11 protein-coding genes and 2 pseudogenes are annotated in these 21,690 nt (G+C 48.1%); 5 read left to right on the top strand and 8 right to left on the bottom strand.

What is annotated here, in order from left to right; genetic code table 11:
- Window positions 1-103: 103 nt before the first annotated feature.
- From NDJ01_RS20125 to NDJ01_RS20140, 4 genes are all read left to right on the top strand, one after another.
- A complete protein-coding gene (locus NDJ01_RS20125) occupies window positions 104-1,516 on the top strand; it encodes an ethanolamine ammonia-lyase subunit EutB (protein ID WP_005388715.1) in 1,413 nt (470 codons plus the stop codon).
- Complete coding sequence (gene eutC, locus NDJ01_RS20130; RefSeq protein WP_213895808.1) at window positions 1,509-2,393, top strand: ethanolamine ammonia-lyase subunit EutC; 885 nt, start codon at window positions 1,509-1,511, stop codon at window positions 2,391-2,393. The genes NDJ01_RS20125 and eutC overlap by 8 nt, the downstream gene beginning before the upstream one ends.
- A gap of 11 nt (window positions 2,394-2,404) precedes the next feature.
- On the top strand, window positions 2,405-3,808 hold the full coding sequence (eat, locus tag NDJ01_RS20135) for an ethanolamine permease (protein ID WP_005398344.1): 1,404 nt from the start codon (window positions 2,405-2,407) through the stop codon (window positions 3,806-3,808).
- A gap of 186 nt (window positions 3,809-3,994) precedes the next feature.
- A complete protein-coding gene (locus NDJ01_RS20140) occupies window positions 3,995-5,065 on the top strand; it encodes a nitronate monooxygenase family protein (RefSeq protein ID WP_258587219.1) in 1,071 nt (356 codons plus the stop codon).
- A 31-nt stretch (window positions 5,066-5,096) separates the two neighbouring features.
- On the opposite strand, the pseudogene NDJ01_RS20145 reads toward NDJ01_RS20140, so the two are convergent.
- The 8 genes and pseudogenes from NDJ01_RS20145 to NDJ01_RS20180 all read right to left on the bottom strand — a co-directional run bounded on the left by NDJ01_RS20145 (window position 5,097) and on the right by NDJ01_RS20180 (window position 21,082).
- Window positions 5,097-7,577 (bottom strand): annotated as a pseudogene (locus NDJ01_RS20145) (GH92 family glycosyl hydrolase).
- Between the two features lie 89 nt (window positions 7,578-7,666).
- Window positions 7,667-10,123 carry a GH92 family glycosyl hydrolase gene (locus tag NDJ01_RS20150; protein WP_258587220.1) on the bottom strand — a complete coding sequence of 819 codons (2,457 nt, stop codon included), beginning with the start codon at window positions 10,121-10,123 and terminating at the stop codon, window positions 7,667-7,669.
- 72 nt (window positions 10,124-10,195) lie between these two features.
- Entirely contained in the window at window positions 10,196-12,901 is a 2,706-nt protein-coding gene (locus tag NDJ01_RS20155; protein WP_258587221.1) for a GH92 family glycosyl hydrolase, read from the bottom strand.
- 47 nt (window positions 12,902-12,948) lie between these two features.
- Window positions 12,949-15,369 (bottom strand): GH92 family glycosyl hydrolase, encoded by a 2,421-nt coding sequence (locus NDJ01_RS20160; RefSeq protein ID WP_258587222.1) that lies wholly within the window; start codon window positions 15,367-15,369, stop codon window positions 12,949-12,951.
- A gap of 133 nt (window positions 15,370-15,502) precedes the next feature.
- Complete coding sequence (locus NDJ01_RS20165) at window positions 15,503-18,334, bottom strand: GH92 family glycosyl hydrolase (protein ID WP_258587223.1); 2,832 nt, start codon at window positions 18,332-18,334, stop codon at window positions 15,503-15,505.
- A 121-nt stretch (window positions 18,335-18,455) separates the two neighbouring features.
- On the bottom strand, window positions 18,456-19,856 hold the full coding sequence (locus NDJ01_RS20170) for a fructose-specific PTS transporter subunit EIIC (RefSeq protein WP_152813424.1): 1,401 nt from the start codon (window positions 19,854-19,856) through the stop codon (window positions 18,456-18,458).
- Between the two features lie 11 nt (window positions 19,857-19,867).
- A complete protein-coding gene (locus tag NDJ01_RS20175; protein ID WP_005436338.1) occupies window positions 19,868-20,308 on the bottom strand; it encodes a PTS sugar transporter subunit IIA in 441 nt (146 codons plus the stop codon).
- A 300-nt stretch (window positions 20,309-20,608) separates the two neighbouring features.
- A complete protein-coding gene (locus NDJ01_RS20180; protein ID WP_193447441.1) occupies window positions 20,609-21,082 on the bottom strand; it encodes a peptide-methionine (S)-S-oxide reductase in 474 nt (157 codons plus the stop codon).
- 193 nt (window positions 21,083-21,275) lie between these two features.
- Between NDJ01_RS20180 and NDJ01_RS20185 the strand changes: the two are divergent.
- Window positions 21,276-21,665, top strand: a pseudogene (locus NDJ01_RS20185) (VOC family protein).
- Window positions 21,666-21,690 lie beyond the last annotated feature (25 nt).

A 21,690-nucleotide genomic window follows, 5' to 3' on the forward strand; every position in this document is an offset into this window, starting at 1 on the left:
GTTGCCAGTTTTTGATAACGCTACGGAACACATTTGGCAATACTTTCTTAAAGCTTATTGATAGTTCAGCAAAAAGCGAACCAAATAGTGAAGAGGAAGAGCAATGACGGCAACTTATCGTCGGCAACAAGGCAGTAAAGTCTATACCTTTAAGTCATTGGCTGACTTGATGGCGAAAGCGACACCGGAGCGCTCAGGCGATGCGTTAGCCGGGGTTTGTGCTCAGTCAGCGGCAGAACGCGTAGTCGCACAAATGGCGCTGTCTGAGTTACCACTTAAAACGTTTCTTAACGAGGCGGTTATTCCATACGAAAGCGACGATATCACTCGCCTAATTATCGATACGCATGACCTTGAAGCCTTTAAACCGATTGAGCACTTGACGGTCGGGGATTTTCGAAATTGGCTGCTGAGTGAAGAAGCCGATGGTGAAACGTTGGCTAAAATTCGTCAAGGTTTAACACCAGAAATGGTGGCCGCAGTCAGTAAGATTATGCGCAACCAGGATTTGATTCTCGTTGCTAAAAAATGCCAAGTTGTCACGGCTTTTCGGAATACGATTGGTTTGCCGAGTCGCCTGTCTACTCGTTTACAGCCGAATCATCCCACTGATTCTCTCAATGGTATCGCAGCGACCATTTTTGATGGTCTGATGTACGGAAATGGCGACGCGGTTATCGGTATCAATCCGGCAACAGATAATGTGCCTCAAGCTATCAAGTTAATGAACTTAATGGATGAGGTGATTCAACACTATCAAATACCGACTCAGTCTTGTGTGTTAACTCATGTCACGAACACGATCGAAGCCATTGAAATGGGTGCACCAGTCGATCTCGTTTTTCAGTCGATAGGCGGCACGCAAGGAACGAATGATACATTCGGAATAGACTTATCGATTTTGAAAGAGGCCCATGAAGCGGCATTGTCTTTGAATCGAGGTAGCGTAGGAAACAATGTGATGTATTTTGAAACCGGACAAGGTACAGCGTTGTCTGCGAATGCATTTCATGGGGTCGATCAACAGACTTGCGAAGCTCGTGCTTATGCTGTCGCGAAACAGTTCGATCCTTTGTTGGTTAATACTGTCGTTGGGTTTATTGGCCCTGAGTATCTGTTTGATGGCAAACAGATCATTCGTGCTGGGCTTGAAGATCATTTCTGTGGGAAGTTGCTTGGTTTACCTATGGGTTGCGACATCTGTTACACCAATCATGCCTATGCCGATCAGAATGACATGGATAACTTGCTGACACTGTTAGGCGTGGCCGAGTGCTCGTTCATCATGGGTATTCCAGGGTCTGATGACATCATGCTCAACTATCAAACTACCTCATTTCACGATGCCCTTTATGCAAGAAAAGTACTCGGTTTGAAGCCCGCACCAGAGTTTGAACAATGGTTAATGGAGATGCAGATTTTCGAGAGCGTGCAAGACGTTCGGTTAAGTGAGCAAATCTCTCGCTCGTTTTCGGGAGCAATAAATCAACTGAATAAGGGGTATTCTCATGGGTAAAGTAATCACCATTGCTCAGTCCCCACAAGACGAGTCTGAAGTTGTCACACACAACCCTTGGGGCAAGTTACGCGACTTCACCTCTGCTCGGATCGCTCTGGGTCGTAGCGGGAACAGTGTACCAACCAACGAGTTACTCTCATTTCAGCTGGATCATGCCCAAGCTATGGATGCAGTGCATTGCAGTTTGAATATTGAGTCTCTCGTTGCTGGTTTGTCGGACTCTTACTCGATTCTTGAAAATACCTTAGAGCCTCCAGTGGTAGTGAGCAGCCAAGTGAGTGATCGGCTTATGTACCTGCAAAGGCCCGATTTAGGAAGGCAGCTCGATGAATCTTCTTGGCAAACGCTCAACTCGATAGCAAATGAGCATAACACTGACATTGATCTTGCGATTGTTATTGCTGATGGACTTTCTTCCGTCGCAATTCAAAACCATGCAGTGCCTGTTGTTACTCGATTGATTTCTCTTTTAAGCGCTGATGATGAACATCAATGGAAATTCGCACCTATCACAATCGTAAAGCAAGGAAGAGTAGCGGTAGGGGATGATGTTGGTGAATGTTTTAACGCTAAGGCCGTGCTGGTTTTAATTGGAGAGAGGCCAGGTTTAACTTCTCCGGATAGCATGGGTATGTATCTCACTTGGGGGGCTAAACGAGGCTCTAAAGATTCCCAAAGAAACTGCATTTCCAATGTGCGTCCCCAGGGGCTCAACTATGACGATGCCTGTGAACGCGCATTTTACTTGCTCAAGGAGGCTCGAAAATTACAACTGTCAGGAGTGAACCTGAAAGATCGCTCCGACATCAATGAGCCAAGTGGCGCAAGCGTTGAAGATAAACACAGCGACAACTTTTTAATTTCATCAAAGTAGAAGGATTTACTATGTCTAAACATCAGGAGTACTTGGCCAAAAGGCAGCTAAAAAGAGGCACCGCAGGTTGGATTTTACTTGCTGGCTTAGGTGTCTCGTATGTTATATCTGGTGACTTCGCCGGTTGGAACTTTGGCATCGCTCAAGCAGGATGGGGAGGCTTTCTTATTGCTGCTATCGCGATGGCAGTAATGTATTTCACGCTAGTATTGTCTTTAGCTGAAATGTCTGCGGCTATTCCTGCTGCGGGTGGTGGTTACAGCTTCGCAAGACAGGCGATGGGGCCGACAGGTGGCTTTTTCACTGGCTTATCAGTTTTGATTGAATATGCGCTCGCACCTGCTGCGATAGTAATTTTTATTGGCTCAGCAGTGAATGAATTGGTTGGTATCGATGGCCCTGTTGTTTACGCACTTTTCTACGCCGTCTTTATCGCTATTCACATGGCAGGGGTTGGCGAAGCTCTCAAAGTAATGATGGTCATCAGCGGTTTGGCTGTGCTAGCTATTCTAATCACTGCTGCTGTGCTTATTGGTCACTTTGATGTTAATAACTTATTCGATATTGCTCCGGCGACGGCTCAGGCAACAGAAATCTTGCCGTTTGGGTGGTATGGCGTATGGGCGGCGTTGCCATTTGCAATGTGGTTGTTTCTTGCGGTTGAAGGCGTACCTTTAGCGGCAGAGGAGGCAAAAAATCCGGCAAAAGATGTTCCAAAAGGCATCATTGGTGCGATGTTGTTTTTATTACTAACCGCAACTCTGGTAGTCGTTCTTTTGGCTGGTGCGGTTGGTTCAAAGGTCATAGGCGATAGCGCTGTGCCATTAGTTGACGCACTGAAGCTTACGGGCAACTCAACGATAGCAATGGCCGTGAACTTACTTGGATTGGCAGGCCTTATCGCTTCTTTTTTCTCTATCATTTATGGTTACAGTCGCTTGGTGTTTGCGCTTTCCCGCGCGGGTTATTTGCCGCAAACTTTGTCATTAACCAGCGACAAAAAAGTGCCTTCTCGTGCGCTTTTGGTTCCGGGAGTTTTTGGGTTCTTGGTTTCTCTTACGGGGGAGGGGGACTTAATCTTGGCGATGGCTGTTGTCGGTGCGACTGTATCGTACGCATTAATGTCCTTGAGCCATATTTTATTGCGAATTAAACAGCCGGAGTTAGCTCGCCCATATAAAACGCCTGGCGGGATAATTACTTCGAGTATTTCTCTGGTGCTTTCTTTGATCGCAATGACAGGTGTTTATGCTTTTGATCCCTCTGCCTTTTTCATGACAATGGGATTGTTTCTTATCGGTGGTGTTTATTATGGTTTATACAGCCGCAACAAACTGGTGGCAGCAACCGCCGAAGAAGAGTTTGCCATGCTTTCTGTTGCAGAATTAGAGCTTGAATCAGATGTAGCACGATAGCCATTTCAATTCTTGTTCGCCACTCATCAAGGGAGCCATGTGCTCCCTTTGTCATTTCTATCAAAAGTGCATAGCGCACAAATGCATCACTTTAACTTTATAAGTGGTTAATCATGTGAAAGTCTAGTCTGGATAACTATGGCGCAGAGCCATCACAGGTAAAGGTTAAGTTTTCAAGGAAAGATCATGATAAACAAGGTATTTAATACACTTTTGGGAGCAGAGTTACCGATTATTCAAGCGCCAATGGCCGGCGTGCAAGACAGCCAAATAACCATAGCTGTCAGTAATGTTGGCGGGCTTGGCTCGTTACCTTGTGGAATGCTGAACAAAGACGCCATCGTAAAAGAACTTCAACTTATCAAACAGGCAACCAACCGACCGTTCAACCTCAACTTCTTTTGCCATGAAATGCCGGAATATGACGCCAACAAGCACGAAGAGTGGCAAAAAACGCTGCAACCGTATTTTTCCGAGGTTGATGCAACCGTTCAGGCTCAGCCAAACGCTCCGACAAGGATGCCTTTCAATCATGATATTGCTGACGCGATTGAACCATTTACACCGCCAGTGATCTGTTTCCACTTTGGTTTGCCTGCCGATGACTTATTAGCGCGAATTAGAGGCTGGGGAGGGAAGATCCTTTCGACAGCGACCACTGTGGATGAAGCACTGTGGCTGGAAGCAAAAGGCGTTGACGGCATTATCGCTCAAGGCTTGGAGGCTGGTGGACACCGAGGCATGTTTCTATCGGATGATTTATCTACTCAATTAGGCTTGATGGCGTTGTTACCGCAAATCGTTAAGCGCGTGAATTTACCTGTTATTGCAGCAGGAGGAATTACCGATAGAAACGGTGTACAAGCCGCGCTGAAGTTAGGAGCAAGTGCCGTGCAGGTTGGCAGCGCCTATTTGTTGTGTGATGAGGCAAAAACCTCGTCTTTACATCGATATGCGATTGCCAGTGAGCGCGCGCAGCATACGGCGGTGACTAATGTTTTCTCGGGCAGGCCAGCACGAGGCATTGTGAATCGCGCGATGTCGGAGCTAGGCTACATCTGTGAGTCTGCGCCGAAATTCCCATATGCATCCATTGAAATGACTCAGTTAAGAGCGCTTATGGAGAAGCAAAACCGAGATGAATTTACGCCGTTGTGGTGCGGACAAAATTCATCGGGTTGCAAAGAAGTTTCGGCAGCAGAAATGACACTGTCATTAGTGGAAGGGATTGATTTGAGCTTATGTTCCTCAGACTGATTTGGCCTGAGGAACACATTTCAAGTGAAGGTTATTGAGGCGCTTTCATCGCTTCAGATTGCTCTCCTGTCATCACGAAGTGCAACTCGCCACCCGGTTTGAACTCGGAGTGGTCGAAGAAGAAACCGTTATCCAAAGCTTTGCCATTGATGGTGACAGACTTGATGTACATGTTGTCATCGGCGTTGTTCTCTGTGGTGATGGTGAACGTGCCGCCTTTCACCGGAATCACTGCTTTGTCGAATAGTGGACGACCCACAGTGTAAATAGGTTCTGCTGCGTTCACTTGGTAGAAGCCTAATGCAGACATCACATACCAAGCGGACATGGCGCCCACGTCTTCGTTACCAACTACGCCTTCTGGGGCAGCGAAATACATGTCATCAAGAATGTGGTCGACGACTTGTTGCGTCTTCCATGGTTCTGCGGTCCAGTTGAATAGGTAAGGAATGTGGTGCGAAGGCTCGTTACCAAACGCAACTTGACCAATCAAACCAGACATATCCGGTGTTTCTGTACCTTGGCTTTCTGCGGTGAAGGTTGCTTCTAGGTTCTTCTGGAACTCAGCATCGCCACCCATGATGGTTTTTAAGCCCGCGATGTCATGCGGCACAAACCAAGTCCACTGCCATGCGTTACCTTCGGTGTAGTTGCCTGTCTCGTGTTCTGTGCCGTATGGGTCGAATGGCGTCATGAAGGTTTCATCAATCATCACTGGGCGCATAAAGCCCGTCACGCCATGCTCTGCGTATTCCGTTGGGTTGTAATCGAAGTACTTCTTGTAGCCTTTTGAGCGTTCAAGGTATTGCTCTTCTGCTTGAGTATCACCAGCTGCTTTGGCGATTTGCGCGATAGCCCAATCGTAGAACGCGTTTTCCAGACCGTAAGAAACAGACTCAACCGTGTAGTCTTCAAATACTGGCTCACCATCGACACGTTGGATGGCAGGTGTGAAGCCGTTTTTCTCAATGTAGTCGATGTGCTTGGTTAAAGTGCGATCCAATACGCCTTGATCCCAATCGGCTTGCAGTGCAGGGTAGTTGTCGTAAGTCGAAGAGTCGATCGCGGCTTTCAGCGCCAGCTCTTTCTCTTGTTGAGTAAACTCTTCTGGGAATTTGGTCATCGCATCCGCAATCACTGCTACCGCTGGGTAGCCAACCATGGTGCCTGTCTCGTCACCTAAGTGCTCCCATTTCGGCAGCAAGCCGCTTTCAGTGTACTTCTGAACTAGGTTCTTCGCGTATTGCACCGCGCGAGTTGGTTCAGTGATGGTTTTTAGTGGGTGTAATGCACGTTGGGTATCCCATAGAGAGTAAACCGAGAAGTTTGGTTGTTCTTCCGTTGCTTGACCGTAAGCGATGGAGTATTCCCCTTCGCCTTCACGAATTGAGCCTTTGCCCATGCCACGGAATCGACCATCTACGTCTTGATGCACTATAGGTGCAATTTTGGTGTGGTAAAGCGCAGTGTAGAAGATCTCTTTTTGATCTTCTGTGCCACCTTCGATAGAGAAGTTGGGTGCTTTTGCCCATTTCTCGCGTGCGTTGTTACGCGCAGTATCGAAAGAGACATTCGCTTCGGCATCGTAGTTGTTTTCTGCACCTTGAGGGTCAACCGCAGACAACGCCACTTGCGCATTCAGCTCTTGTGAGCCTTCATCTTCAAATTCGATGTAGGCAGTAACGTCCGCTTTGACACGCTTAACTGGATTACCTTGGTCATCGTAAATTAATTCAGAAACATGTTCTGCCGTTAGGCCGTCAACATGTTCGCCATTGGCAAGGATGTAGACGTCTTTGATCTTCTTATCGAAAGTCGCATAGAAGAAGATTTTTTGGTTTTTCGCCCAACCAGAGAAGTGCGCTGCATCGCGCTCGCCCGTGATGGTATGACCGTCTTCGCTCACCGTCAGTTTGTTGCGCAGAGAGGTCGAACCCCAGTCACTATTTAGGATGGAGTTGAGGTCAATCTTCAGACGTTGTGGTTGACCTTGCGGGTAGGTGTAACGATGGAAGCCGACACGTTCAGAAGCTGTAAGCTAAGCTTTGATACCATTCTCAGCAATCTTCACAGAGTAGTAACCCGCTTCTGCCACTTCTGAGGTTTTGTCCATCTTGACCGAAATCGCTTCGCGGTAGTCGTCGCTGTCTTCGATGTATTTAGCTTTATCTTCGGTAAACGGCAGGAACAGAATGTCACCTAAACCGCCCATGCCCGTGCCAGAAAGGTGAGTGTGGGAGAAGCCAAATAGAGTCTTTTTATCGAAGTGGTAACCTGATGAAGAGTGCCAGCCGATCAGCTCGGTATCTGGAGAAAGTTGCACCATGCCTTCTGGCACAACAGGACCCGGGAAGGTGTGTCCGTTAAAGCCGGTACCAATGAATGGGTCGACGTATTTTAGGTTGGAAGTATCGACGCTTGGTGAGGTGTTCTCATCGTCATCGTTGCAGCCAGCCAAACCAATAACACTTGCAATTACTGCGGTGGCGATAGCGGTTTTCGTAAAGTTCATAATCTTGATTCCTTAGGCAGGAAGCGCATCACTTCCTGCCACTGAGTTAATCTATCTGCTTATTCTTTAAGCACGAATTACATAAAACGTTACTGAGCTTGAAGCGCTTCTTGCTTGTCACCCGTCATGACGAAGTGAAGCTCGCCGCCCGCTTTGATTTCGCTGTGCTTGAAGGTGAAGTTGGCATCCAGCGGTTTGCCGTTGATGGTTACGGACTTCACGTACTTGTTGTGTGGACTGTTGTTGTCTGCGATGACTGTGAATTCGCCGCCTTCCACTGGAATGGTGATTTCATCAAACATAGGACGACCGATGGTGTAGACCGGATCCGCAGGCGTCACTTGGTAGAAGCCCATTGCCGACATCAAGTACCAAGAGCTCATTTGACCTACGTCTTCGTTACCAATCAAACCAGTTGGTTCGCTGGTGTACATCTCTGACATGATGCGGTCTAGGTACTCTTGCGCTTTCCATGGCTCATCCGTTAGCGCGTATAGGTAAGGAATGTGGTGCGATGGCTCGTTACCGTGCATGTACTGACCGATGTAACCCGTTAGGTCTGGCAGTTCTTCGCCTGTGTTTGAAGAACGCGCATTGAATAGCTCGTCCAAGTCTTCACGGAAGGCTTTCTCTGGCGTGGTGTCTTTGCCTTGCGCCAAGTCTGCTTGGTAGATTTCTTGTTTCAGGCGATTGAAATCGTGCATTGGTTGGAACTTCCATTGCCACGCGTTCCCTTCGGTGTAGGCAAACTCGTCCACGTAGTAAGGGTCAAATGGTAGCAGTGGGCATTTCTCTTTCATCACGCCAGAGCCTTCAGGCCACTCAACCATTTCACACTCATCCAAACGTTCTTCATCAATTGGTTGGTTGAACTCCAAAGGCGGTTTGTTTGGTGATGAGCTTAGCGGGTGGTTTTTTGGACGTAAGAAGCCCGTCTCGGCATCCCAATGGTTAAGCCAGTTGTCGGCACGAGTCATAAACTCTTCTTGCAGTTTTACATCGCCAGCCATGCGCGCGATTTCTGCCATTGCCCAGTCGCCATAAGCAAACTCAAGCGTGTAAGAGGCACTGTTCCAGTAGCCGTGATGAACAAAGCCGTTTTCTTCGTACACCTTCACTTGCACAACGTTTGCTGCGCCGATGTTGTTGTCTTCCGTCCAATCTGGGAATTCAGATGCCTCGTGGTAGCGCACCGTAAACTCAGCCGCTTCTTTGGCCAGTTGTGGGTCGATGTCTAAACCTTTCGCCATCGCATCAGCAATGATAGAAACCGCAGGGAAGCCGATCATAGTGCCCGTGTAATGGCTGTGCAGTTCCCATTTCGGCAAGATGCCACCGTCTTCGTATTTACGAATTAAGTCGTTGGCAAACTCTTCGGCACGTTCTGGGTCGATGATGGTTTTCAGTGGATGCGCAGCGCGGAAAGTATCCCACATGGAATACACGGAGTAGTTTGGTGTGTCGCCCGCGTCTTTTTGAATGCGAGTACGCATCGCTGGGTATTGACCGTCGACATCTTGGAAAATCATTGGCGCGATAGAAGCGTGGTAAAGCGCGGTGTAGAAGATCTCTTTTTGATCTTCCGTGCCGCCAGATACCATCATGCGGCTGAGCTCTTGGTGCCATGCATCGTTGGCTTGAGCGCGCGCAGTATCAAATGACACACCTTTCGCTTCTGCTTCTAAGTTCTTCTCCGCACCTTCTGTGCCTGTTGGTGACAAGCCTACTTGGATTTCTAGCGGTGTTGATGATGGTGCGAATTCTAGGTAAGCGATGGTTTTCACTGCGTCGATGTTGTCGTTGTTTACATCGATTTCCGTTTCTGCGCCGTCAACTAAAGCAATGGCTTTGACGATAGGTTGGTTGAAGGTGGCGTAGAAGTACACGTGTTGGTTGTTCGCCCATCCGTTTGAGCTACGTAAACCGCGAATGGTGTAAGCGTCGATGAACTCTAAATCACCCTTCATGGTGCGGTTGTTGAAGTGACCTTTGTTGAGAGTGTGGTCTAAATCGAACTTGATGAGTGGCGTGGTGCCTTCTTTGAAGGTGTAGCGGTGGAAGCCAACACGTTGCGTGGTAGTTAGCTCAGCTTTGATTTCGCCTTTGTTCAGTTCAACCGCGTAGTAACCCGCTTCTGCGGTTTCGTTGTCTTTATCGAAGGTATTGAAAACGGCGTTTTCTTTCTTGGTAAAAGGCAGAACTAAGATATCACCAAGGTCGGTAATGCCTGTGCCAGAAAGGTGAGTATGGGAGAAGCCATACACTGGGATTTCAGTCAGCTTACCATGGTCGAAGTAACCTGCAGCAGAGCCCCAGCCTTCCATTTCGGTATCAGGAGATAGTTGTACTAAACCGTAAGGCACAACCGCCCCCGGGAAGGTGTGACCATCTGCGCCTGTACCAATCAATGGGTTGACGTATTGGGTTAGCGTGGTGTCGAGGGATGGAGTACCAGATTTGCTGTTGTCGTCATCACTGTTACAACCAGCAAGACCAAACATGGCAGCGAGTATAGCGGTAGAGATAAGGGTTCTTTTTAGTTTCATTTTTATGGCTCCACTGAAGTGAAGTTTTTTAGGGGGCTAGATGCCCCCTTTCGTTATTTGGATGGGTATCAGTTACTGCGCTTTCATCGCTTCAGATTTGTCTGAAGTCATGACGAAATGCAGCTCACCACCGTCTTTCAAATCGCTGTGCGCGAAGCTGAAGTTGTCACTCAATTGTTTGCCGTTGATGATCACCGACTTCACGTATATGCTCTCTTGGCTGTTGTTTTCTGAGGTGATGGTGAATTTACCGTCCGCGACTGGAATCACGGCTTTGTCGAACAGAGGACGACCGATGGTGTAGCTTGCTTCGCCCGGAGTGACTTGGTAGAAGCCCAATGCAGACATCACATACCACGCCGACATCTGACCGACGTCTTCGTTACCAATCAGACCTTCATGCGTTGGGTGGTAGAACTCGTTCATCGCTTGGTCGACGATTTCTTGTGTCTTCCAAGGTTCTGCCGTCCAGTTGTAAAGGTAAGGCACGTGGTGATCAGGCTCGTTACCCATCACGAACTGACCGATGTAGCCCGACATATCGTGTGATTGGCTCGTATCGGCGTTGGAGTCCGCATTAAACAGCGCATTCAAGTTAGCGAGGAATGCCGCTTTGCCTTGTTCGGTTATGTCTTCAGGAAGAGAGAAGTCAGTGCGGTCGATGTGCTCGCCGCCCATCACGTTAGCCAGACCGTTCAAGTTGTGCGGTGCAAACCATGTCCATTGCCATGTGTTGCCTTCAGTAAAGTCTTCGCCTCGGTGTTCGGCGCGGTAAGGCCAGAACACGTCACTTTCGTTGAGTGCTTTGCGGTCTTTACACGCGTTGTAGTCCATACCGTCTGGGATAGACAACGCCATGTTCTCGTCCAAACATTCGGCTTTCAGGTTGTTTGCCCAAACCTTGCTGCCGCTGTTGATGTAAGCCGGACGCATAAAGCCCGTTGCACCCAATGCGTTGCCTTTAGTGTCTTGCAGTTTGCCGTATTGCTCTGGGTTGTAATCGAAGTAGTTCTTGAACGATTCAGAACGAGCCATGTAGCGGTCGTACTGCTGGTCGTTGCCCGCAAGTTTAGCGATCTGAGCGATACACCAGTCGTAGTAAGCATTCTCAAGACCGTAAGACACCGATTCGTTCACGAGCTCGTCGTATTTATCGACTTTCAAGCCTTCCACGTAACCCGGTTTTTCGCCAGAGTCCGGCGCCCATTTGGTGTTGGCTGGAATAAAGCCGACGTCTTCTTGGTAGTCGTTATGACGCGTCATTACTGTGAAGCGTTTGTCACCGTTCCAAGCGTCTTGGTAAGGCACCCAGCTCTCTGTTTTATCAAGGTTGAAGTTGACTGTTTCGTCAGCCGCTTTCAGTGCCAAATCAAACTCAGCAGCGGTAAAGGCTTCCGGGTGTTTGACCATGATATCGGCAATTACCGAGACCGCAGGATGACCGACCATTTCACCGGTGTAATCCGAGTGCAGTTCCCATTTTGGCAGCACGCCGCCCGTTTGGTATTTGTTCAATAGATCGCGTGCGTGTTCAATCGCGCGGTCTTTATCAATGATGGTTTTCAGTGGGTGTGCGGCGCGGAAGGTATCCCACATTGAGTATACCGAGTAGTTCACTAAGCCGTCTTCTGCTTGGTGCACTTTGCCATCCATGCCACGGTATTTGCCATCCACGTCTTGGTATAGGAATGGAGCAACGAACGTACGGTAGAGCGAGGTGTAGAACATGGTCTTGTCGGCTTTGTTGCCGCCTTCCAGTTCAAACTCGCCAAGGATGTTTTCCCAAGCCACGCGGTTTTGTTGTACGACGTTGTCGAAATCCCAGCCGTTAGTGTCTGCTTCTAGGTTTTTCAATGCGCCGTCAACGCCAGTGCCAGAAATCGCTACTTTGACCACCAATGGCTCATCGCTCTTACCAAAGTTCAAATGCGTCAGGACATCGTTTGCGCGTTTTGCCAAACGTTCTGGATCAGGTTCTGGTTCGCCCGGCATTGGTTTATGTTCTGCGTAGCCGCGGTAATCTTCTAAGCCGACTTCGGTAGCGTCAGTTGGAGTCAGTTTGCTTTCAGAAGCCAGCTTGGTGTACAGGTTTTCTTCAATGATTGGATCAGAGAATTCTGCCGCGAAGAACACGGTTTGCCATTGACCCCATTCGTTTGAGGTACGTGCGCCTACGACTGTGGTGTCGTTAACGCGTTTGTAGTAGATGCTGCGAGAGTGGTTGCCGTATTGCTCCAACAGTTCGTGTTGCAGGTCGATACGCACTTTACGATCTTCACCCGGTTTAAAGGTGTAACGTTGGAATGCCACGCGCTCGGTTGCCGACAGTTCTGCTTTTACGCCAGTTTCTACAAGGTCAACCGAGTAGTAACCAACTTCTGCCACTTCCGAGCTTTTATCCATGGTCACGGCATCAGTATTGAAGCCTGTGTATGGCAAGAAAGCGAAGTCGTTTAGGTCGCCTTTACCTGCGCCAGAAATGTGCGTCATTGAGAAACCAGAAAGCAGGCTGTGCACAGGATCGTATTCGACTGGTGAGCCTTTGCCATTCCAACCGTTTGGATCGAAGTTATCTGGTGAAGGTTGAATCATACCTTCTGGCATAACTGGAGATGGGTTAACGTTGCCAAGACCTTTAGTGCCGATCAAGGTATCAACGAATTCCAAAGTAGGGGTAGAGATAACCGGAGTTTCTGGGTCAGAGTCGCTGCCACAACCAGCAAGACCAAGCATGGCGGTTAACACTGCGGTAGAGAGTAGGGTTCTTTTTAGTTTCATTGTTTTTATTCCACGAGAAAAGGGGACACGAGGTCCCCTCAAAATCATTATTCGCCTAGGTTGGCTTGCATTGCTTCAGACTTGTCTGCTGTCATCACGAAGTGAAGTTCGCCGCCTGCTTTGAATTCGCTGTGCTGGAAGGTGTTGTACACATCCAGAGGCTTGCCGTTGATGGTCACTTCTTTGATGTACATGTTGTCTGGACCGTTGTTTTCAGCCGTTACCGTGAAGGTGCCAGAGCCAATGTCTACCGTCGCTTTGTCGAAGATTGGACGACCGATGCTGTAGGTTGGATCGGTTGGCGAGATTTGGTAGAAGCCCAGTGTCGACATCAAGTACCACGCCGACATTTGACCTACGTCTTCGTTACCGATGATGCCGTCTGGCGTCGGTTTGTAGAACTGGTCGTAAACTTGGTCTAGGTATTCCTGCGCCTTGTAAGATTCTTCAGTACGGTTGTACAAGTAGATAACGTGGTGCGAAGGCTCATTACCGTGAATGTACTGACCGATGTAGCCTGTCATGTCTTGGTGTGCTTCGCCGCCATTTGGATCAGCAGTAAATAGGTTGTTCAGCTTGTCGTTCAGACCTTGCGTGCCGCCCATGATTTCAGTCAGCTTGTCTAAGTCTTGCATGAACGCCCATTGCCATTGCCACGCGTTACCTTCTGTGTAGTAGAACGCGTCAGATTTGTAAGGGTCGAAGTCAGTTGAAGCGTATTTCAGTGCACATGGATCGCCTTCTTTCAATTCTGTTGGTACAAAGAAGCCCGTGCCGTCTGCGTTACCTGCTTTTGCATCCCAGTGTTTCAAAGAGTTGTAAGAACGAGCTTTGAACTCTTCATACGCGTCCATATCGCCAGCGGCTTTTGCCATTTCTGCGATCGTCCAATCGTAGAAGGAGAATTCCAACGAGTACGACACTGAGTTCCAGTTCGGGTAACGAACACACTGTTCTTTCTCGTGGTAGTTCAACTGACCTGCCATGAGTGAGCTTAGGATGTCGTCATGAATCTGTGGGTACTCATGCGGTGTGTAACGTGCTGATTTCACCGACGCCGTGTAAGCCTGCTCTGCATCAATCAAGCCTTTGGTTACCGCATCGCCCAGAATCGCTGCCGATGGGTAGCCGATCATGGTGCCGGTTTCTGAGCCGTGACCTTCCCATTTCGGCAATAGACCAAACTCGTCGTTGGATTTACGAATCAAGTCTTTCACGTATAGCGTTGCTTGATCTGGGTCGATGATAGTCCACATTGGGTGAACGGCGCGGAACGTATCCCACGTTGAGTAAATCGAGTAGTTTGGTGTGTCGCCATCTTTCAGTGTGCGCACCGTGCCAAGCATATCCACGTATTGACCATCCACATCGTAGAACTCGATTGGGGCGATCATCATGTGGTACATGCCAGTGTAGAAGTTGGTTTTCTCTGCGTCTGTGCCGCCTTCTACTTTGATTTTTGCTAGCTTCTCAGCCCACGCGTATTCCGCGTCTTCTTTCACTTGTGCTAGGTCGAAACTTGGTGCTTCCGCTTCTAAGTTTTTCTGTGCGCCTTGCCAGTTAACTGGGGAGATACCGACGCGGATTTCAATTGGCTCTTCGCCAGTGCCGAAGTTTAGGTAAGCCGTCAGATCATCGCCTGAGTAAACCGCACCACTACGCATTTCGCGCGTTGGTTCTAGATCTTGTTCGCCCAACAGTGCTTTGGCGATTGGTTGGTTGAATTTCGCGTAGAAGAAGATGTCCTGACCTTGGTGATCTTGCCCTTGGAACCAGCCTGTTGATGTTTTACGACCGCGAATGGTGTATTCGTCCACGACTTCTACTTTGTTCTTCAAAGACTTGCCGTTGTTGTTCATTAGGGTATGGCCCAAATCGAACTTCACGTTACGGTCCGCGCCATCAGCAAAGGTGTATTTGTGCAAGCCAACGCGTTTGGTTGCGCTCAGTTCTACTTCGATTTGACCTTGGTTTAGCTTGGTTTTGTAGTAGCCTGCGCTTGCTTCTTCATTGGCTTTGTCGAAAGAGTTCAGCTGTGTGTTCGCCATGTCTGCGTATGGCAGAACCAAGATGTCGCCTAAGTCCGTTGCGCCTGTACCTGAAAGGTGAGTATGGGAGAAGCCGTACAACGGAACGTCAGTGTTAACCACTTCGCCAGTTTCGTAGTTGGATGAATCCCAGTAGCCAGAAGCCGAGTGCCAAGGGTTAAGCCCTGATTCATGGTCTGTGTTAGAGCCGATGAAAGTATCTGGAGACAGTTGAACCATACCTGCCGGTACCGTCGCGCCCGGGAATGTATGACCAGAAGCCGCTGTGCCGATCATAGGATCGACGTATTTCAACACCGCGAGATCAACAATTGGATCGCCCGGCAGTGAAGAGGAAGAATCGTTGTCGCTGTTACAGCCAGCCAAGCCACCCGTCAGACCAACCAGGATAGCCAAAGAGATAAGATTACGTTTAAACATGTGCATACCGTTTTGTCGTTATTCGTATATAAAAAGTGTTTATAAGAGACTGTTTATAAAGGACTGCTTATAAAATTTGCTTGTAGGGATAGCCGGGAGATGCGCTCCCCCGGCTGAGTTGTCACTATTGGGATTAACGAGAACCTGCTGGCATCTCGTCTTCATGCAAGAACTCACCGATGCCTTGTGCTGGTGGAAGATCTTGCTCTAGAGAGCCCCAACGTTGATTTGGTTTGTCGCCCATCACGAACTCTAACTCACCGCCGTACATGATTTCGTCATGAGTCAGGTAAGTGCGGTTGAAGTCTTTGCCGTTGTAGCGAGCCGATTGAATGAAGATGTTTTCGCGGCTAACGTTCTTTGCGGTCACCGTGAACTTCTGGTTGTTGCCGACATCGATAGACGCGCTTTCGAACAGCGGAGTACCGATTTCGTAGATGCCAGAAGAAGCGTTCACTGGGTAGAAGCCAAGTGCACGGAATACGAACCACGCAGAGAGCGTACCGAAGTCGTCGTTACCACAAATGCCGTCAGCGGTATTCTTGTAGCAAATGTTGGTTGCTGAGGCGATGGCTGCCTGACCTTTCCAAGGCTGACCGACGTAGTTGTACAAGTACGGCACGTGGATATCTGGTTCGTTACCTTGAACGTGCTGACCAACGTTACCTGTGTTGAACACTGGGAATTGGTTGTCGCCTGCGTTGCGGTCTGGGTAGGTTGACCAGTACTCATCCAAGCGCGCTGCGAACAAGTCACCACGTTCTGCTTCAGGGTTTTGTGTCTTGTCGAAGCGCGTCATCAGGTCAATCAAGCCATGAATGTCGTGCTGAACACTGAACGAGTATTGCCAGCCGTTCGATTCAGAGAATGCCCAGTTGAACATGTCTGGACGCCAGTCTTTACCCACCGCGCGACCGGTGATTGGGTCTACCCAACCAGCATCGATAAACTCGCCTTCGTAGTCACGGGCTTTGAACCAACCTTGGTATTGCTTACCGCCAAAGTCGAATTGCGCTTGCCAGTTTTTAGAACGGTTAGCGAACTCGGTGTAGCGTGGATCTTCTTCACCGAAGACTTCCTTGATCGATTGTGCGATTGCCCAGTCGTTCATTGAGTATTCAAGCGAGTAAGATGCTGTCCAAGAGTCTTTAAATGGTGAGTGACCGCCGTAAGAATCTGGTGGAGTGTCGTGCAATTGCGCTGGCACGTAACCTTGTTCTTCGTACTCTTTGATCCATGCTACGCCTTGGCTCGTTGCGGCGTGCGCGTCAGTGAGCATCGCTTCAACTAAACGTTCTTTAACGTCTTTGCGCTCTGCTTCTGTGAAGCCAAGATCGATCATGCGTTTTTCTAGTGAGCCTTTCGACAACACATCATGAATCACAGGCGTTGAGTGCATGCCCATCATCATGCCTGTTTCGTTGCCTTTGAATGTCCACTCAGGCAGGCGACCTTTGCGCACGTTGCCTTTGTCATCCGCCCATTCTTCTTCGGCGTAAGACAGCATAGACAGCACCACGTCTGCTAAGCGGTCAGGTTCAAGAATCGAAGACAGCGGTTGAACTGCGCGGTAGGTATCCCACAAAGAGAAAGTGTCGTAGCGCGTGAAGTCTGCTTTGCCATCTTTGTTAGCATCGGCTGTGCGGATCGACTCTTTCAGCGTATCAATCTTATCGCCCCAAGGTGTGTTGCCATCAGGGTATGCGTTGCGACCTTGGTGAACTTGGCGGTAGCGACCATCTAAGTCAGAGTGAATGGTTTGACCTAGGTACGAGTGGTACATCGCGGTGTAGAACGTCTGTTTGTAATCTTCGTCGCCAGAGACTTGGATCTTGCCGAGTTCGTCTTCCCATTTCTTCGTTGCCGCTTCGCGTACTTGGTCGAAGTTCATGCCCGCAACTTCTGTCATGTTAAGAGAAGCACCTGACTTGCCGTTCTCGCCGATCTCAACGTTTGATAGCGCTAATTTCGCTTCAACCGTTAAGCCGTCTTTGGATGTGTCGAACTCAACGTAAGCGCGTGCGTATTGATACTTGCCGCGTGTTTCGTTACCGATTTCAGTGATGCCTTCTGGCACGTCCATGTAACGACCTTGCTCTTTATCGTAGTAAGCAAAGCGAACGTTTTTGATTGGTTGGTCGAATTCCATTACGAAGAATTCTTTTTGGCTTGGTGCCCAACCATCTGAGAAACGGTGACCTTCAAGACAGTTATTGTCTTTGTCCCATTTCAAGTAAGAATCTGAGGTGTAGTCCCAGTTAATTTTGAAGCCAGTGTTAACGATGATTTCTGACTTCTCATCACGAGGGAAGGTGTAACGGTGTACACCAACGCGATCCGACGCCGTCAACTCGGCTTTGATGTCGTAATCCAATAGATCGACTTTGTAGTAACCTGCTGTCGCTTGCTCGTCACGATGTTGGAAGCGAGACGCTTCTAGGTTTAGCGTTGCCGAACCTTCATCAATCATGTAATCCGAACGCGAGTTGATTGGCATGACTAGAATGTCGTTCAAGTCGCCAGCACCTGCTCCAGAAAGGTGGGTATGAGAGAAACCGGAAGTACGTGCGTCGTGGTAGTAGTAGCCTGAAATGTATTCCCAGCCGTTAGAACCGTTGTTTGGAGAAAGCTGCACCATGCCGTGTGGTGTGGTTGCACCAGGGTAGGTGTTGCCTAGGTTACCTGTGCCGATGAATGGGTTGACGTAGCGTGTTACGTCCATATCGGCGAAATCTACCGGAATGTGAACGCCCATGTCGATTTCAGGTGTTTCTGGGTTTGGCTTGTCATCACAGTCGCCATCGCCAACTGGAGGACATACTGGCTTGCCGCCGTCAGGAATATCCGGCAGCACAGGGTTGGTGTCACCGCCTTCATAAATGTTGGTTGTGTCGTCGTTACAGCCTGTCAGACCGACTAGACCACTTAAAACTGCGCAAGCGAGTAGGGAAGGTTTGAATTTCATTTTTAAAGCCTTGTAAGTTGTAGGGTTATATAATTAAAAAAATCAGGGGTATTACTAAAACTTAAAAACTTGAAATAGAGCCCTTTGGGGGAAAGGGCTCTTAGGGGGAGGAGCTTAAGGTTTAAGCTTTCACAAGAGTCGCTGCGTTACGCATCGCTTCTTTCGTTGAACACTCAACAACGTTTGCTTTTGCAAAGCGGTGAGCGTCTTTTACTTGGATATCGTGAGCTAGAATAACCAGCTTCGCGTTTGCTACATCTAGGTCAGTGATGCGGTTCTGGATACCGTTTTGACCTTGAGTTTCTACTTTGATCTTCAGACCCGCTGCTGCACCTGCTTTCTCTAGTGCTTTCGCTGCCATGAATGTGTGTGCTACGCCAGATGGGCAACATGTTACTGCTACGATGTCGTACTCGCCTTCGCCTGCTGCTGGAGCCGCTTGAGCTTGTGCAGGTGCTGCTTCTACGATTTCGTCTTCTGCTTCTTCTTCAGCAACTGGTTTCCAGAAGCCAACGATAACTGCTGTTGTTAGTGAGCCTAGTGCGATACCCACAACGTACATTGGGATGTTGCTTGATACAGGAGCTGTGATTAGACCGCCCCATGGTGCGTGTAGCAGTACGTCTGTTAGGAAGCCGAACACACAGCCAACGATACCACCAGCAACGATTGAAGGAAGAACGCGTACAGGGTCGTTTGCTGCGAATGGGATAGCACCTTCAGAGATACCGATAGAACCCATGATTGCTGCTGCTTTACCTGCTTCTTGTTCTTGCTTAGTGAACTTCTTCTTGAATAGGAATGTTGCTAGCGCCATACCTAGAGGAGGCGTACAGATTGCGATACCAACACCACCCATTAGCCATGGTTGAGTATCAACTTGAGTTTGAGCGAATAGCGTTGCTACTTTGTTGATAGGGCCGCCCATATCGAATGCAGTCATACCACCAAGAATCGTACCTAGAACCACTTTAGAAGCGCCAGCCATAGAAGCTAGGAATTCGTTCATAGAAGCCATGAAGATCTTGATTGGCTCACCGATACCCCATAGAACGATACCTGCAGAGATAAGCGTACCAACAAGTGGGTAGATGAAGTAAGCGCCCAACGCAGTCATGTTAGCAGAAAGAGGGATCTTCTTAAGTTGTAGAACTACACCACCAGCGATAAAACCAGCGACGATACAACCTAGGAAGCCGCCGCCCATGTCAGCCATGATGCCAGAAGAGATCATCGCTGGCGCTAGTGCTGGTTTGTCTGCAATTGAGTAACCGATGAAGCCACCAAGAATAATTGGGAACAACACCAGACCTTTAATACCGATATTAGAAATATCAGCCAATAACCCGTCTGCAGGAACCGCACCTTTACCGGATGCCATTACCGCCAGAGCCAGTAGTACACCACCCGCAACGATAAATGGAAGCATGTGAGAAGTACCGAATAAAAGGTGACCTTTCATGGTACTTAGGAGTTTTTTGAAATCGCTATTATTGCTAGCTTGAGCTGTGATTGTACTCATAATTTCACGCCTTATGAATTAATTAAAATATTTAGTATTTGGTTTTCGTCTTTTGCGTTATGAATATCTTCAATAAACTCTTCGCTAAATTTTCCGAATAATTCTTGAAGAACATAAATATGGTGGTCGGCACCGTTATCAGGTGAAGCAATCATGAAGAATACGGTTGGTTTGACTCCCTCTTCGTCGCCATACTCGATGCCTTCGCGCTTTACGCCAACAGCGATTGCAGGCTCTGTCACCGCTTTGCTTTTTGCGTGTGGGTAAGCGATGCCGTCCATTGAAGTCACGCTTAATGCTTCACGTGCTTCGATGTCGGTTAAAAAAGCCTCTTTGCTGCTTATTCGATTATTTTCGAATAGCATTTGCGCTAGCTCTTCAAAGACTTCTTTTTTATTATTTGCTTGAAGGTTGCCTTTGATTAAATTGACGTTTGTTAGTTCTGTAATCATTTTTTGACTCATTGGCACTGAAGTAATGAGGCAAATTTAATTAATGTTACGGTTTTCTGAAATAGTAAAAAAAAACCAATAACTATACTTTTGTATCACTCAATCTTAAGTGTGATAGCCGTCATTAATAATGCGGAATATTATAAAATTTATTATGTGATTTATATTCCAGTTATTTTGAAATAAATAACTGGACATGAAAATGAACTGGAGGAGGATCAATAGCCCTGGTTAGGATGCAAAAAGAGGCGTTGCGCCTCTTAGTTTTGAGATAATAGAAACAGTGATAAAAGCTGGCCATTAATTTCTATATTTATGCAGCAAATCTAACGGGATATGGCAGTAGTCGTTTGGAAAGCGCGTGAGTCGGTCTTGGTGCTCATCATCACTTGGCACGTAGTTTGTGAGTGGCAGCACTTCTACGGCGATTTTATCGGCATCCGGTCTTGCTGCGATAAACGCTTTAGCAATCGTTAGGTGTTGCTCGTTTTGGCTATAAACACCGGTACGGTACTTTTCACCGACGTCTTCACCTTGCTTGTTAACACTGTGCGGGTCGATGATCTCAAACAGATACCCCATTAAAGTTTCAACCGAAACTTGTTCAGGGTCGAATTGGGTTTTCACGCATTCTGCGTAGCCATCGTATTCGGATTGAGTGTTATCCGTCGTGCCATTTGCTCGTCCTGCTTCGGTGCTAATTACGCCGGGAAGGTGACGCATAAATTCTTGAACGCCCCAAAGGCAGCCGCCTGCGAAGTAAATCTCTTCCATCATTTTATCCTGTAAAACTTTGCGCCATTATGGACATCACTTTCGCTCAAACACAACTCCAACCATAGATTTAATGACTCATCGATGAGCAGTTCGGACATAAAACAGGAACAACTCGATGATGATTTGCTCTCTTTTTTGTGCTGCTTTTCCTCGTTAGATTGAGCGCAGTTAAGAGCTAAGGGGAATCCCAATGAAAATTGAACATATCGCGATTTGGACAGAACGTTTGGAAGAGTTAAAAGCCTTCTATGAGAAATATTTTAACGCGGTGTCTAACGATAAATACCACAATCCAACTAAGCAGTTTTCATCTTACTTTCTTTCGTTTGAAAGTGGATCACGACTGGAGTCAATGTCGATGGAAGGTGTGACCGCCTGTGAAAAATCTCATGCGATGCAGGTAACGGGGTTAGCACACTTTGCCTTCGCCCTAAGATCAGAATAAGCAGTGGATCAATTAACCAAAACCATAATGGATGATGGCTACCAATGGATCGACGGTCCGAGACAAACGGGTGATGGTTACTACGAAAGCTGCGTATTAGATCCGGATGGCAACCGTCTTGAGCTTACGGTGTAACGCGACTTAGCTTATTTCTATCGTT

This window comes from Vibrio sp. HS-50-1 (assembly GCF_024747315.1).
Lineage (GTDB): Bacteria > Pseudomonadota > Gammaproteobacteria > Enterobacterales > Vibrionaceae > Vibrio > Vibrio diabolicus.